The organism is Exiguobacterium sp. s160, from assembly GCF_018617575.1.
GTDB lineage: Bacteria > Bacillota > Bacilli > Exiguobacteriales > Exiguobacteriaceae > Exiguobacterium > Exiguobacterium aestuarii_A.
In genome coordinates this window covers 1-16344 of the sequence record NZ_JACSKK010000012.1, presented here as the reverse complement: position 1 = coordinate 16344, position 16344 = coordinate 1, and the positions used below count along the sequence as shown (strand labels likewise).

11 protein-coding genes, 1 pseudogene and 2 riboswitches are annotated in these 16344 nt (G+C 36.9%); of the genes and pseudogenes, 11 read left to right on the top strand and 1 reads right to left on the bottom strand.

What is annotated here, in order from left to right:
* Positions 1–10: 10 nt before the first annotated feature.
* Positions 11–111, top strand: a riboswitch (purine riboswitch).
* 110 nt (positions 112–221) lie between these two features.
* From guaA to KNO86_RS14045, 11 genes and pseudogenes are all read left to right on the top strand, one after another.
* Positions 222–1745 (top strand): glutamine-hydrolyzing GMP synthase, encoded by a 1524-nt coding sequence (gene guaA, locus KNO86_RS14095; RefSeq protein ID WP_251127027.1) that lies wholly within the window; start codon positions 222–224, stop codon positions 1743–1745.
* A 156-nt stretch (positions 1746–1901) separates the two neighbouring features.
* The gene (locus KNO86_RS14090) at positions 1902–2834 is read left to right on the top strand and encodes a tyrosine-type recombinase/integrase (RefSeq protein ID WP_214697249.1); all 933 of its coding nucleotides are present in this window, start codon (positions 1902–1904) and stop codon (positions 2832–2834) included.
* Between the two features lie 533 nt (positions 2835–3367).
* Positions 3368–3739, top strand: coding sequence for an HNH endonuclease (locus tag KNO86_RS14085; RefSeq protein WP_214697241.1), 372 nt, complete (start codon positions 3368–3370; stop codon positions 3737–3739).
* A gap of 340 nt (positions 3740–4079) precedes the next feature.
* Positions 4080–4859 carry a hypothetical protein gene (locus KNO86_RS14080; protein ID WP_214697239.1) on the top strand — a complete coding sequence of 260 codons (780 nt, stop codon included), beginning with the start codon at positions 4080–4082 and terminating at the stop codon, positions 4857–4859.
* 185 nt (positions 4860–5044) lie between these two features.
* Positions 5045–8254: a type I restriction-modification system endonuclease gene (hsdR, locus tag KNO86_RS14075; RefSeq protein ID WP_214697237.1), complete on the top strand. Its 3210-nt coding sequence runs from the start codon at positions 5045–5047 to the stop codon at positions 8252–8254.
* 123 nt (positions 8255–8377) lie between these two features.
* Positions 8378–9808 carry a class I SAM-dependent DNA methyltransferase gene (locus tag KNO86_RS14070; protein ID WP_214697235.1) on the top strand — a complete coding sequence of 477 codons (1431 nt, stop codon included), beginning with the start codon at positions 8378–8380 and terminating at the stop codon, positions 9806–9808.
* Positions 9805–11178 carry a restriction endonuclease subunit S gene (locus KNO86_RS14065; RefSeq protein WP_214697233.1) on the top strand — a complete coding sequence of 458 codons (1374 nt, stop codon included), beginning with the start codon at positions 9805–9807 and terminating at the stop codon, positions 11176–11178. Before KNO86_RS14070 ends, KNO86_RS14065 begins: the two co-directional genes overlap by 4 nt.
* A 151-nt stretch (positions 11179–11329) precedes the next feature.
* Positions 11330–11917: a recombinase family protein gene (locus KNO86_RS14060; RefSeq protein ID WP_214697231.1), complete on the top strand. Its 588-nt coding sequence runs from the start codon at positions 11330–11332 to the stop codon at positions 11915–11917.
* Between the two features lie 219 nt (positions 11918–12136).
* A complete protein-coding gene (locus KNO86_RS14055; RefSeq protein WP_214697229.1) occupies positions 12137–13243 on the top strand; it encodes a hypothetical protein in 1107 nt (368 codons plus the stop codon).
* 138 nt (positions 13244–13381) lie between these two features.
* Positions 13382–13456: pseudogene (locus tag KNO86_RS14855) on the top strand (GMP synthase (glutamine-hydrolyzing)); the annotation flags it as partial.
* Positions 13457–13590: 134 nt separating this feature from the next.
* Positions 13591–13692, top strand: a riboswitch (purine riboswitch).
* An 88-nt stretch (positions 13693–13780) separates the two neighbouring features.
* A complete protein-coding gene (locus KNO86_RS14045) occupies positions 13781–15139 on the top strand; it encodes an NCS2 family permease (RefSeq protein ID WP_251125744.1) in 1359 nt (452 codons plus the stop codon).
* Between the two features lie 26 nt (positions 15140–15165).
* Here KNO86_RS14045 and KNO86_RS14040 read toward each other — a convergent pair whose 3' ends face one another.
* A complete protein-coding gene (locus tag KNO86_RS14040; RefSeq protein WP_214697227.1) occupies positions 15166–16008 on the bottom strand; it encodes a VanW family protein in 843 nt (280 codons plus the stop codon).
* Between the last annotated feature and the right edge of the window lie 336 nt (positions 16009–16344).

The following is a 16344-nucleotide window of genomic DNA, read 5'->3' as shown; positions in this document are numbered from 1 at the left end:
ATTAGTTAGATAATTGAACATGGCATTCCTTCGTATATACTCGTGAATTGGCGCGAGAGTCTCTACCGGACCACCGTAAATGGACCGACTATGAAGGAGCACGTTTCGCATACAAAGAAAAGGGCGTGCTTCTTCTTCGGTTTGGATAATCTGGGGAGAGGCTCGTCCTTTTTTTGAGGAGAAGGCAGAAAGGTGGAGATTTCGTGAAAGTAGAACAAGAAATGATTTTGGTGCTCGATTTTGGTGGACAGTATAACCAGTTGATCACGCGTCGTGTCCGTGACCTTGGCGTATACAGTGAGTTGCATTCACATAAAATGACTGCAGCGGAGATTCGCGAATTGAACCCAGTCGGCATCATCTTCTCTGGTGGACCGAACAGCGTATACGCGGAAGGCGCATATCGTTGTGACCCAGAAATTTTCGAATTAGGTATTCCAATCTTCGGAATTTGCTACGGTATGCAGCTCATGACGCATCATTTCGGTGGTCGTGTCGAACGTGCCGCACACCGTGAGTACGGAAAAGCGACATTGTTCTCAACACCGGAAGCATCAGCTATCTACAATGGACTTCCTGTTGAACATACAGTATGGATGAGCCACGGCGACCTCGTCATGGAAGCGCCGGAAGGATTCATTGTCGACGGAACGAACCCATCTTGCCCGGTCGCTTCGATTAAAAACGATGAGTTGAAAATGTATGGTGTTCAATATCACCCAGAGGTTCGTCACTCGGAGTATGGGAACGACATCTTGAAAAACTTCATCTATGAAGTGTGTGGTGCTAAAGGTGAATGGTCAATGGAGAACTTTATTGACCTCGAAGTCGAAAAGATCCGTGAAATCGTTGGTGACAAGCAAGTGCTCTGTGCCCTTTCAGGTGGCGTCGACTCTTCTGTCGTTGCGGCACTCGTGCATCGCGCCATCGGTGATCAATTGACATGTATGTTCGTCGACCACGGTCTCCTTCGTAAAGGAGAAGCAGATAGCGTCATGAAGACGTTCGCTGACGGATTTAACATGAAGGTCATCAAAATCGATGCGCAAGAACGTTTCTTGACGAAGTTGGCTGGTGTGTCGGACCCTGAACAAAAACGTAAAATTATCGGAAACGAGTTCATCTATGTATTTGATGAAGAAGCATCGAAACTTGTCGATATGGACTTCCTCGCACAAGGAACGCTCTACACAGACATTATCGAGAGTGGAACAGATACAGCGCAAACGATCAAATCACACCATAATGTCGGTGGATTGCCAGAAGATATGAACTTCACGTTGATCGAGCCGCTCAACACGCTCTTTAAAGATGAAGTCCGTGCGCTCGGTACTGAGCTCGGTCTTCCTGACTATATCGTTTGGCGCCAGCCATTCCCAGGCCCGGGTCTAGGAATTCGTGTACTTGGTGAAATCACGGAAGAGAAACTCGAAATTGTCCGTGAATCAGATGCAATTTTGCGTGAAGAAGTGAAGAAAGCAGGTCTTGAACGAGATATCTGGCAATACTTCACGGTACTCACACCGATTCGCTCAGTTGGAGTTATGGGTGACGAGCGTACGTACGACTATGCAGTCGGCGTCCGTGCAGTTACATCAATTGATGGGATGACGTCTGATTGGGCGCGCATTCCATGGGATGTACTTGAGAAAATCTCTGTCCGTATCGTCAATGAAGTCAGCCACGTTAACCGTGTGCTGTATGATATTACGTCGAAGCCGCCTGCAACAATCGAATGGGAATAAGCGGTTTGACGATGTTAGGGTAAGGGCGTTTGAACGCTTCTGTATCAACGGTTTCTAGTTGTAGATGAATGATAAACCCAATCACCTGCAACAATTCTATTTCAAAATCAGCTCTCTTTTACTCACGTTATTTGTGAATAAAAGGGGGCTGATTTTATGAATGAAATTCTAGTGTTGATGGATGATTTTAAACTTAATCAACAAATTCAAGGAAGACAATCCAAATATATTGAGATGTGTGTATGGAGATTAACCAAATGGCAAGAATTTATGAAACTTCATATGGCGGTAGAGTATGTTGAAGATGTTAAAGCTATTCATGTAAAAAAGTATATCCAACATCATCAGCAATTAGGGTGTGAGCGAGCGGCAACGATCAATAACAATATTGCCACTTTAAAAGTATTCTTTAACTACTTGATTGATGAGGAATTCATAGATGAATTAGATAATCCCATGAGAAAAATTAAAAATCTCAAAGAGGAAAAGCGAGTTATAACAACTTTTAATGACGATGAAGTTAGAAGGATTATCAGTGATGTACCAGAAGCAACGTATTCAAACATACGAGACAAACTCATGTTAATAACACTCTTTGATACAGGAATTCGTGTTTCAGAGCTAATATCAATTACAACGAATGATATTTCTTCAAAGAGTATTTTGATTCATGGAAAGGGTTCTAAACAGCGCTTAGTATATATTAGTAAAACGATGCGTAGGTATATGAGGAAATATGAAGTAGAAAGAAAGAAACGTTTTGAGCATAAAAATATTGAAGAAATAGAGAGCTATTACTTTTTAGATCAATCTGCTCTTCGACTACACCGCTCTACCATAAATAAGATTTTAAGAAGACATTGCAAAAATGTAGGAGTAAGAGCCGAAGTAAGGTGTTCTCCCCACGACTGTCGCCACTATTTTGCTCAGAAGCAATTACGAAACGGAATTGACGTATACAGTTTAAGTAGATTACTCGGACACTATGATACACAAATGACAGTCAAATATTTAAGAGGACTAGAGCAAGAGAGTATATTAGAAATCGGAAAATGTTATAGTCCTTTAAACGATTTTAATATCAGATAAGAAAAAATCCGATTTTTTCGTTAAGCATAAGTAATTAATTTGATACCAACGTTCTAGGCAGCTATCATGTAGCTGCTTTTTTAATTTACTACATACCTTCTTTCTTCTCTCAGAGGTACTGTAGACACACATTTGGAAGAAGTAAAAAATATCGATACGAAACACTTCTGTCAAATCATCTCCAATTAGGCAATAAATTCTTAATATTTATCGCTAGTGCAAAAAAAAGAGTCAATTTTTTTGAAAAAAATAAAAAAAGTACTTGACACGGTTTTTAAGACTTTTGTCAATGTTTTTATAACATTTCTTTCGAAATTCGCTGATTTTGGATTTTGTATAATGGAAATACATAGTTTTAAGAATACAAAGAATAGAGAGTGAGGATTGAAAAAGTAGGGTTTTATAAAAATGCTACTAAATACTAAATAATGAAAAGATGTACAAAGTGTTCGCAGTATAAAAACAATGTTGAATTTAGCAAAGATAAAAGTAAAAAAGATGGGTTAACTAGTGCTTGTAAAGAATGCAATAGAATGCGTAATAAAAAACGAAGAACAAATGGTGGTGATTTTTCTCAAGAGCAAAAGGAAATGATTTTTAAACAGTACGGTCAGTTTTGTCAAATTTGTAATGGCACATCGAATTTACAAGTAGATCATAGATTTCCTCAACATATATGTAATCCGAAAACTTCTAGTGTTACTGAAAACGCTTGGGTACTGTGTAAGACATGCAATGTCGCTAAAGGTACGAAAATATTAATTGAGGTAATAAAAGTAGTACCTAGAGACATATTAGGACCTATGTTGTTGAATAGTTTACAGCAACGAATCATGGGTACGAATTTTATTGAAAAGAAGAGCAAGGTTGGAGACAAACTATTTACCGAGATTATAATCACCTAAATCAACTGATTTTTGAAATGTAAATCCCTTTTTGAGTAAACTTACCGATATTTAAGGTGTAGTTTTACAAGAAGTTCAAAAACTACACCTAATATATTGGTGGTGGAGATAATAATACCACCCGAAAGTCGGGTATACCCCTGAGGTTAAAAAGTGATGAAAAAATATAGTGGATTTGGTGATTTTTCAGAAGAATAGATAGAAGAATAATAGATACAAAAATATAAGTAGAGATAAATATGCCCAGCATTCGGCTACGCCTCATTCTCTCGACATTAGTAAATTATCATTTGTCTATTGCTTCTAATGAATTTTAATAAAAGAAATGGAGTAAATATAATTGAGTAGAAATAAGTCAACAGTTTCATTACAGGAAGAGAATAAAGAATCGTTCATCATGCTTTCTAAGTCATTGGTTGAAACAAGACATTTAGGGAAGCACGGTGATTTAGATGTATATCATTTAGTGATTATAAAAACACTTGCTAACAATTTTCAAGGAGTTGCACTTACAGGTGTTAATCATTTGATGAAGTATATTGGAATGGATTTAGAACAGAGTTCAACTAAATTACGTACCAATCAATCGCTTCTTAGATTACAAAGTGAAGGTCATATAGAAATTTATGAAGATATTTCGATGATAAAACGTGTGTACCAACTCAAACATGCCAACAATTACTTTATTAGACCTACGGGGAAAGATGAAAGGTATGGATTTGCAAAGGTTTTCTACGAAGACGTAAAAAAAATTATTAATTTGAAAAGTAACTATAAACCAAAGATATTCGCAACATATCTTAACGTAGTAGGTTACTTGTTTTATTCTTCAACATCCTACCCGATCTCATATATAAAAATAGATACCATTGTCAAAAATACAAAAATAGCTAGAAAATCCGTTGTAGATTATCTTAGAGTCCTGTTTGAAAATGAAGTTTTATATTGCGTACACTTCAATGTAAATAATACGGTTTCAAAGAATTACTATACGAGATGGGTTCATAAGAAATATACCAGTCTATGGGGAATAGAAGAAGCAGAAGATCAATACAAAACCAATCGTGAAAAGTTTAAAGGTGGTGCAATAGGTGTGTGTGACGAGAGAGTAGCTTCATAAAATAAGCTGCTCTTTTATTGAATAAAATATTTATTTTATCGAAATTAAATTATGTTACTTAGATTAGGACTAAATTAGAGTTATCACAATGAATTTGCTAAAAGCTCATTACGGTATACCTTCTGTAAACCTTATACAATTAGATGGTATAATAGTTACAAATACTTGATAAAGTGGTGGTGACTATGGGAAGCAACTTTTCCTTTTTAAATGATAAATGGTCGGTTCTAGCTAACTTAGGAGAATCAGCAGAACGAAATATTTACATTGATCCCCATACAACATTAATGAAGTTGCGTTTATTTGCTGAGACGATGACGAAATATATTTTTGCTCTTGAAAATTTTCAAGAAACTTATGATACAAAACAAGTCGATCGAATTAATAAATTGAGGAAAGAAGGTATTCTTCACTCAGAGTTAATTGAGTTATTTGAGACGATACGTAAAAAGGGTAACAAAGCTGTGCATGGAGCGGAATATGGAGAAGTTGAAGAGGCAAAAGCGACGCTCCATCTTGCATATCGTATATCTGTCTGGTTTATGGAAGTATACGGAGAATGGAACTTTGAAGCTTCTGCTTATTGTGAGCCGATAGAAAAAGAAGAAAGATTAGAACTGGATAAGTTACAAAACGAATATGATCTTAAAGTCAAACATTTAGAAGAAGAGTTAAATACTATTCGCAAAGATGCAAAATTAGTAACTTCTGATTTGAAAAAGGAACGTAGACAGAGAGCTAAAAATAATAGTCGAAATCAATACCTAACAGAAGCTGAAACAAGAATGATTATCGATGAAAAGCTACGCTCTGTAGGTTGGGAGGCTGACACTCTTAATTTAAATGCTTATACAAATAAAACAAAACCAGAAAAAAATAAGAACATGGCTATAGCTGAATGGAAAGTTGGGAGAGGGCGAGTTGATTATGCACTCTTTGTTGGCTTGCAACTTGTGGGGTTAATTGAGGCTAAAGCAAAGCATAAAAATATACCTTCTGTTTTAGAGAGTCAGACTAAAACATATGCTAGAAATGCAGTTTCAATGGAAGATGAAAAGTTATTAGATCTACAAGGTGATTATAAAGTACCGTTTCTGTATGCGACTAATGGTAGACCGTTCTTAAGACAGTTACACGAAGAGTCAGGAATATGGTTTTGGGATGCTCGTAAACCAACGGATCATGCCCGTCCACTTGAAGGTTGGCATTCACCAGAAGATTTGCAATTACTTTTGAGTCAAAACGATGAAGTAGCAAATGAAAAGTTGCAGGAAGAGGATATTACGAAATTTGGATTACGATATTACCAGCAAAACGCTGTATTAGCAGCTGAAAAAGCAATGCAGGAAGGACAACGTAAAATGCTCGTCGCAATGGCGACTGGTACGGGGAAAACAAGAACTGCACTTGCACTTATGTATCGTTTGATTAAAGCGAAAAAGAGTCGAAGGATTCTATTTTTAGTCGATCGTAAATCTCTTGGTATTCAAACAGAAAACGCATTAAAAGATACAGAAATAGAAGGATTGCCGTTTTCAAGTATTTACGATGTTAAATCTTTAGATGATTTAACACCTGAAATTATGACTCGAGTTCATATAGCCACTGTCCAGGGGATGGTACATCGATTGTTTTATAGCGATCAAAACCGTACACCAAGTGTAGGGCAATATGATTTCATTATCGTGGACGAAGCTCACAGAGGGTATACTAGCGATCGAGAAATGACAGATGATGAACTATTGTTTGAAGACCAGAACGACTACATTAGCCAGTACAGACGTGTTATTGACTACTTTGATGCAACCTGTTTAGGGCTTACAGCAACGCCGGCTCTTCATACAACGGAGATATTTGGGATGCCAATCTTTAAGTATTCATATAGTGAAGCGGTTTTGGATGGGTTTTTAACTGATCATGAACCTCCATATGTATTTAAAACCGAATTATCGACGTTAGGGATTACTTTTGAAAAAGACACTGAAGTAGAAGTATACGATGCTGAGAACAATGAAGTTCAATTAGAAAAAGTAGAAGATACTCTTCATTTTGAAGTTGAACAGTTCAACAAGCGAGTTATTACCGAACCATTTAACAGGGCTATATTAAACAAGCTTGTAGAGTACATTGATCCCATGGGTAAAGAAAAGACACTTATTTTTGCTGCCACAGATCAGCATGCCGATTTAATTGTGCGGTTGTTAAAAGAGGCTTTTAAAGATCGTGGTGATGAGGTTGAAGACGATTCGATTGTAAAAATCACGGGTTCTATTTACAAACCGCTTGAAGCGATTAAACGCTTCAAGAATGAACGCTTGCCAAATGTAGTTGTTACGGTTGATCTTCTTACTACAGGTATTGATGTGCCAAGTATTACGAATATTGTTTTCATGCGACGTGTGCAGTCTCGGATTCTTTACGACCAAATGCTTGGTCGTGCGACGCGACTTTGTCCTGAGATCAATAAAACCCATTTTAATATTTATGATGCCGTTGGGATATATGATAAACTTCAGAAATATACAGAAATGAAGCCTGTTGTGAAAAGTCAAAATCACAGTATTCGAGAATTGCATGAGCGGTTAGCTAACGCAGAAACAGAAGAAGAAGTGAGTTTCTTTAGTGAACAATTAACCGCTAAGCTACAACGTCGTAAACAAAGACTGAGCGAAGAAGACAAAAAGAAATTTGAAGAACTGTCTAATGGAAAAAGCATTGATGATTGGATTAGTGAAGTGAAGAACTATTCACCTCAAGAAGCTATCGATCATTCAATCTTGTTCGAATACGTGGGAGAGTACAAAGCCCAAGCAGGTCGTCGATATATCTCTACTCATGAAGATGAAGTTACAGAAGTGAGTCGAGGATATGGAGAGGGGAATGAGCGCCCTGAAGACTACTTAGATGGTTTTGTTCAATTCGTTAAAGACAATATGAATGAAATACCAGCTCTTCAGTTAATTTGTACTCGTCCAAAAGATTTAACCAGAAAGGATCTGCGAGAACTTATTACAATTTTGGAGACGAAAGGCTTTAAGCAATCACATTTGCAAATTGCTTGGAAGCAAGCGAAGAATGAAGAGATTGCTGCAGATATTATTAGCTTTATTCGCCAAGCCGCTCTTGGTGTAGCGTTAGTTGATCATGAAACACGCATTAAGTATGCGATGCAAAAGGTACATGTACTTCATGATTGGACACCAAGGCAGAGAAAATGGTTAGAACGGATTGAAAAACAATTGTTACTATTCCCTGTTTTAGCGCCTACACCAGAAGATGCGTTTTTGGAAGAACCATTTAAGAGTAGTGGTGGATTTAGAACATTGCAAAGAGAATTTGGAGATTTAATTGATCCTATTGTGGCGACAATTAATGATAACTTGTATGTAGGATAGTATAGTTATAGTGCTGCTGACTTAATTTAGCAGCACTTTTTGCGTTATAATAATAAAATTGACTTGCTAATTAGTTAGTTAATTATAAACTAATCGTATAAATAGGAAATTTGGAGGAGTAAAATGACGAACCAAGAAATTGTAAAAAAATTATGGAATCTATGTAATGTATTACGGGATGACGGAATTAATTATCAACAATATGTAACAGAATTAACGTATCTACTGTTCTTAAAAATGATGAAGGAGCAAGAGACTGAAGTGATCATTCCAGAAGGATATCGTTGGAATGATCTTATTGAAAAAGAAGGCTTACTATTGAAACAATTTTATCAAAAACTTCTTCTTGATTTAGGTAGCAACGAAAATGATAAATTGCGTCTCGTTTACAGTGATGCTTCTACTAGCATTGAAGAACCAAAAAATTTAGAAAAAATTATCAAGTCTATTGATGCACTTGATTGGTACAATGCTAAACAAGAAGGATTAGGGGATCTTTATGAAGGTTTGCTTGAAAAAAATGCGAGTGAGACAAAATCAGGAGCAGGTCAATATTTTACACCTCGTCCTTTGATTGATGTAATGGTGCAATTGATTGATCCAAAACCAGGAGAACGTTGTGCTGATCCTGCTGCTGGAACCTTTGGTTTTATGATTGCAGCAGATCGGCATGTGAAAGAAAAAACGGATAATCATTTCAATTTAAGTGTAGAGGAAGTGGAGTTTCAAAAGCATGAAGCTTTTGCAGGAATGGAACTTGTAAAGGATACACACCGTTTGGCATTAATGAATGCATTGTTACATGATATTGAAGGTCGTATAGAACAAGGTGATACTTTATCAAGTAACGGCAAATGGATGAAAAATTTTGATGTCATTCTTACAAACCCTCCTTTTGGAACAAAAAAAGGGGGTGAACGAGTAACAAGGGACGATTTGACATATGACACACCGAATAAACAACTAAATTTTTTACAATTAATTTATAATGGATTGAATAAAGATGGTCAAGCTAGGGCTGCGGTTATTGTACCAGATAACGTACTATTTGAAGGTGGTGCAGGAACTCAAATTAGAAGAGACTTAATGAACAAGTGTGATTTGCATACTATCCTTCGTTTACCAACAGGTATTTTTTACGCTCAAAGTGTTAAAACCAACGTTCTATTCTTTACTAAAGGTAAAACTGAGCGAGACAATACAGAAGGCGTTTGGGTTTATGATCTTCGAACAAATATGAATACTTTTGGGAAACGAAATCAACTTGAAATGTCTCATTTCGAAAACTTCATGAAAGCGTACATTGCTCCAGACCGCTCTAAAGTAAATGACCCTCGATGGAATGTCTTCACAAGAGAATCTATCGCCGAAAATAATGATAGTTTAGATGTTGGTCTTATAATAGACGATTCATTTTCAAAATACGATACTTTACCAGATCCGCTTGAGTCAGCAGAAGATACAGTCTTCAAGCTTCAAAGTGCAATAACCTTGTTAAGTGAAATCGTTGACGAATTAAGTACTGTTGAAAAAAATGAGGTAATTAAAAATTGAGTAAGAGTAGAAAAAAAATAAATGAATTAGTGGAAGAATTGTGTTTACCTTTGAACGACCATCCATTTCAAATACCGAACAATTGGATATTTGTAAATCTAGGTCAAGTAGTTACTATAAATCCAACTAAACCAAAATTAGAGGTTCCAGATGAGCAATATTGCAGTTTTTTACCGATGGGTATGGTAAGTGCAAAAAAAGGAAGGATAGAGAGATTAGAAGAACGAGAATTTCAAAAAGTTAAAAAAGGATATACTTATTTTGAAGAAAACGATGTTCTTTTTGCTAAAATTACTCCATGTATGGAAAATGGTAACGTTGTTATAGCTAAAGATCTGAAGAATAAATTTGGATTTGGTTCAACTGAGTTTCATGTTCTTCGTGCAACAAAAGCTGTTGATGAAAAGTATCTTTTTTATTTACTGAGAACAGAGAGTTTTAGAAAACAGGCTAAAATGAAAATGACTGGCGCTGTTGGTCAACAACGCGTTCCTAAAAAATATTTGGAAGCTTATCCGTTACCTTTACCTCCCGTAAAAGAACAAAAAAGGATTGTTGAAAAAATTGAGCAACTTTTGTGTAAGCTTGATCAGATTGAAGAAATACTTGAGGAAGTTCAAGAAGCTTCGACGTTACGAAGAGATGCATTGTTAAAAAAAGCTTTTCGTGGTGAACTTCATAAAGTAAAGGGTGAACACTACAGTATAATTGGGAATCAAGATTCTCTTCCAAGCAAATGGGAATGGAGAACATTTGGCGAAGTGGCAAAAGTTAATTCAAATTTAGTGGATCCAAGCCTGTATCAAGAATTTCCTCATATTGCTCCCGATAATATCAGGAAGTATACAGGAGAGCTTTTAAACTATCAAACAATACAAGAATCGCAAGTGAAAAGTCCGAAACATTATTTTTATAAGGAGCAGATTCTATATTCTAAAATACGACCATACTTATCGAAAGTCATCATTGCACCGTTTGAAGGTTTGTGTAGCGCTGATATGTATCCAATTAATACTTGTTTAGAGACTAAATATCTTTACTGGTATATGCTTTCTCCAGTTTTTGTTGAAAAAGCATCTACAGCTGGATCAAGATCAGTACTTCCTAAAATAAACCAAAAAGAATTAAGTCGTATACCTGTTCCTGTTCCCCCAATTGAAGAGCAAAAGCAAGTAGTGAATAAGATTGAAAAAATGCTACACAAGGAAAGAGAAGTGCTGAAACTGATAAAAGATACTACTCTAAAATTGGAAGGTATCAGAGAATCTATCTTAATCAGAGCTTTCCGTGGTAAACTTGGTACAAATGATGGTGTTGAACACCATACGATAGAAATTTTAAAACAAGAATTTGAAATAAAAATCAAATAATATTTTGTCTATTAAACCATCGTTTTCTAGATCGTTTTTGAGCGCGTATAAATTAACATTTATACGCGCTCTTTTTCATTGTTTTCGTCTATAAACTCGTCTATTATCAAAAGTGTATAAAACGTATGGTAAATAGAAAGTTGGTGTATAAATGAATCGAATCATTGGTTACTGTCGTGTTAGTACTGAAGAACAGAACTTAGATGTGCAAGAAAGAGCTATTAAGAAGTACGCAGAAGAAAAAGGGTTTAGGCTAGTTATGTATGTTGAAAAAATATCAAGCCGAAAGAGTGAAAGAGTTGAATTGAATAATGCATTGAAAGCTTCTACGCAAGGAGATCTTTTCGTAGTGTATAAACTAGATCGTTTAGCTAGAAGTACTAAGGAGTTATATGAATTGACAGAGCAATTGAAAGAAAAGCAAGTTGATTTTGTATCGATAAGTGATGCTTTTGACACATCTACCCCAACAGGAAAAGCTATGTTTGGTATGTTAGCTGTTTTTGCTGAGTTTGAGCGTGATATTATCCAGCAACGTACAAGAGCGGGATTAGAAGCGGCTCGTAAGAGAGGTAGAATTGGAGGAAGACCAACTGTAGATGAGAAAGTTAGAAAGCATGTTTGTGCATTGTTCACAAGTGGCGAGAGCGCGAAAGATATCGCTAAAGAATATGGTATAGGAAGAGCAACTGTCTATAAAATAATTAAGGAAAATAAGAGGCGTATAAACAAAGAGTAAGATTATGAATCAAAATACATTAATTTGTTTCGTTTTAAAAAACGAAGGCGGGGGTTATTATACACATAAATATCATCAATTTTAGCGTATATAATGATTAGTAGGTGAAAACACACATTCTAAATTCTATAAAAATTCGACGTATGAAATTCGGGTGCAAAATTCTATAGGTCAGATTGCTTTAGAGTTAGGAAATACTATTAGAGGAGGCGGTGGAATTTGGACACTAAAGATCTTATAACACTGATTGGTATAGGGATCACATTAATTGTTGGGGTAGCTAATTTGATCAATAGCTTAGTAACTAATAAAAGAACTCTCTATGTAAATGCGGTAACCAGTGAAAGGGTAAAGTGGATAGGGCAGTTAAAGGATTTGTTGGCGGAATACTCATCGCTGACTTACTTTTACAAACAAAAAAAGATATTAGAAGGCGCTGAATTAAATGCTTATATCGAGAAGCTGAGTTATTTAAGACACCGAATTAAACTACATTTAAATCCGGTTGGTGAAAAGGATAAAAAAATTGTTTCATTAATTGATAAAATAAACAAAAAATATATATTGATCTATGATTTTTACAAATCCACCAGAGGTGAAATTAAGACAGAAGCTGAATACATAGAAAGAATTGACAGCATGGTTTCATTATTAGATAAAGAACATTTACAAGAATTACAAGAAGAACTTGAGTGGTTTGAAAATGCTAGAAAAAATGATGAGGAATCTGATGAGGAATTTGATGAGGAATTTGATGAGGAATCGAAAATAAAATTATATTTAGAAATGATTGATAAAATAAAAGAGTTAATTAGAAGGGAATTAGGTAATAAAGGGAGACAAGATTTATTGGATTGGTCAAATGAATTAGTAGAATTAGCTGGTATGTATCTTAAAGAAGAGTGGGAAAGGGTGAAAATCGAGTCTCATAGCGGACGAACATTCAAAAGCACTAGAGTAAATCAAAACAGCCAATTAATTTTACTGTTATTTGCTGGTTTATATATTATTGTCGGTACGTTAATAACTGCATTCTTTACAGATCTATCATGGGGATTAACTTTTATTTTGTTTTCTTTTATAACGTATACAATATTTGTACCGTTTATGAAGGAGGTTTTAGCCGGAGAACATTTCAATCGGAAAACATACAATATTTATGTTTCTGTTTTTGAAGTGTCTTTATGGGTGGTAATTATAGCTCTAATTAAGCTTTTGTTTATAAATACTGAAATTGAAACATCAAGTGAATGGATAATATATACTTATCTTCTAATATTGCTTGTGCTAAGAAATTTTATTAAGTTTCGTTCTTTAATAATGTAGGTGTCTTAAAGCTTAGGTTTTTTAAATATGGATTTGGATTACTAAAGCATTGATTACTAAATATTCACCTGCTACAATTGTACAAACAAATAACTGATAAAATTGAGCGATAATTGATTTGGATATACCGTTGAAGCTAGTAATGTCAGCCACGTTAACCGTGTGCTGTATGATATTACGTCGAAGCCGCCTGCAACAATCGAATGGGAATAAGCAAAACAGAGGGGGCATACCCTCTGTTTTGTCTTAAAACCGAACATTAACGTTTTTTTAATATATAAAATCCGTGAATTTAGTTGACATTCTATTTTCACGCTGATACGATAAGAACGTTCTTATTATAACCGAACAATCATAAAATATTTTGCCGTATAATGTCGGGAATATGGCCCGAGAGTCTCTACGAAATCACCTTAAATGATTTCACTACGGCGAGACATAGATGAGGGTGTATGCCCTCGTATGTTTCGCGTGGGGTCCTCGGTCATTTGCCGGGGACCTTTTCTCGTTTTACGGCGAGTACAAGGAGGAAAACAAATGAGCACACAGCTCAAGCAAGAACAGCAACAACCTACAACGAGTCGGATTGATCGTTACTTCCAACTCACAGCACTTGGAACGAGTGTCCGCACTGAATTGATTGCAGGATTCACAACGTTCCTCGCAATGGCGTACATCCTTTTCGTGAACCCAAACGTTCTCGGGGCAGCGGGGATGGATACAGGCGCGGTCTTCGTCGCAACTGGACTTGTTGCGGTAGTCGGTTCATTGACAATGGGACTTTTAGCGAACTATCCAATTGCGATTGCGCCGGGCATGGGCCTCAACGCGTTCTTCGCATATAGCGTTGTTATCGGAATGGGTGTACCGTGGCAAACGGCTTTGTCGGGTGTACTCGTATCGGGTCTCTTCTTCATCGTATTGACGCTATCAGGTATTCGCGAAACAATTGTTAACGCGATTCCAGCTCCACTTAAAATGGCAGTCGCGGCAGGGATTGGTTTCTTTATCGCTTTCATCGGATTGAAAAACGCAGGAATTGTCGTAGCGAACGAAGCGACACTCGTAAGTCTCGGTTCACTTGGAACGGGAACGACACTTCTTGCTGTATTCGGACTTGTTGTCAGTGCGTTACTCATGGCGCGTGATGTAAAAGGTGGAATCTTCATCGGGATGTTGTTGACGGCAATCGTTGGTATGATCTTCGGTCTCGTTCCGACACCGACGGCAATCTCTGATGTTGTGTCAATGCCACCGAGCATGTCATCAACATTTGGTCAAGCGTTCATCAACTTTAGTGACGTATTCACGCTCCAAATGCTGATTGTCATCTTAACGTTCTTCTTCATCGATTTCTTTGATACGGCTGGTACGCTTGTTGCCGTGGCGCGTCAAGCAGGAATCATGAAAGAAAACAAAGTACCGCGCGCAAGTAAGGCGTTAATGGCTGATTCGACAGCAACGGTAGCGGGTGCGATCTTCGGAACATCTACAGCGACTTCATATGTTGAATCGTCAGCTGGTGTTGCTGCAGGTGGACGTACAGGTTTGACGGCGGTGTTCGCAGGATTGTTCTTCGGTTTGGCATTGTTCTTCTCACCTCTCTTGGCGGTTGTAACAGCGCCGGTTACGGCTCCTGCATTAATCATTGTCGGTGTGCTCATGGCTTCGGCTCTTCTTGATATCGATTGGAAGAAAATCGAAATCGCAGTACCGGCTTTCTTGACGATCATTATGATGCCATTGACATCTTCAATCGCAACAGGAATTGGACTTGGGTTCATCCTTTACCCACTTATGATGATTGCGAAAGGAAAGACAAAAGAAATTCATCCAATCATGTATGGGATGTTAATCATCTTCTTGGCATACTTCATGTTCTTACCACACGCATAAGTTCATTTGAAAAGCCGGCTCTTTCATTAAGAGTCGGCTTTTTTGTATGCGGTATTTTCAGGTAGGAAAGGGTCATACATCGTGATGGCATGGTTCTCTGTAATGAATTCATTCCGGAGATGAGTGCCATTCATTGAAGTTACTTCTCTAAAAATCTGATTATGTCGTATTGTCCCTCCCCACCACTCACGGGTGAAATGATGGTTTTCTTCATATATACGATACTGCTCTTTATTCGGGATGGTAGAGCGCCATTCACCTACGAGATAATCTCCCTCTATATATAGAAGGAGTTGATACGTTTGTGCGGTTTGATTTGTAATTTGTAAATCGAGATAATTGTAAGAGCATGTTGCGCCACTTCCGAATGGTTGGTCTCTTCGATAGTCAGGAAACACGTCGTAGCTATGACGATAACGCTCAGTTACAGTCAATGGGCTATGAAGTGTAATCCAATAAATGAGGTTAGATAGTTGGCATAAGCCACCGCCGATTCCTGAGGTGACCTTTCCGTAATGCAGAATCATGCCATCGACATAGCCTTTTCGTTTAGTAGGCTTGCCAATCATCTTCCAATAAGAAAAGACGTCGTTCGGTGTTAGGATGGCTCCGTTTAGGTTTGCGATTGCGATCTTTAGATTCGTGACTTTATTATGTTGAACTTCCATGTCTACATCTCGTAGTTGTCGATAGAGGGGAGTTCGGTGTGTAAAAATGAGATAAGGCATTGGTTCAATGTTTTGTTTCGAGACGTATTGTCGTTTGTCTGTCATCCATTCCAATCGTCGTTTCATTGTGTATACTTGTGTACCGGACCAGATTCTAAACGGTGAACGCTTTTTTGGTTTTTGTAAATCGGTTTGGATCATGAATGTGTCTCCTTATCGGTTGATAGTCGTTATTAGATATAAGTGTATTCTTTGAAGTGATCTGTTCTTCCTTTTAGAAGTTGAGATTCAAACTTTATAAAGATACGAAAAATAATCAAAAGTTTTTTTAGAATAATGCTTGCAAGATTAAAAAGCAGGTGATATAGTTATCTCTGTTGCCAGCGACAAACGTTGAACAAACAAAAAAGTTGTTGACATCAAAAAGAATTAAATGTTATTATCATTTAGTCGCCAAGAGCGGCAGACGAACTTTGAAAACTGAACGATGAGGCAAAAATAAGTTTTACAATTTTTGAATGAAGCGCAAGCTTCGTC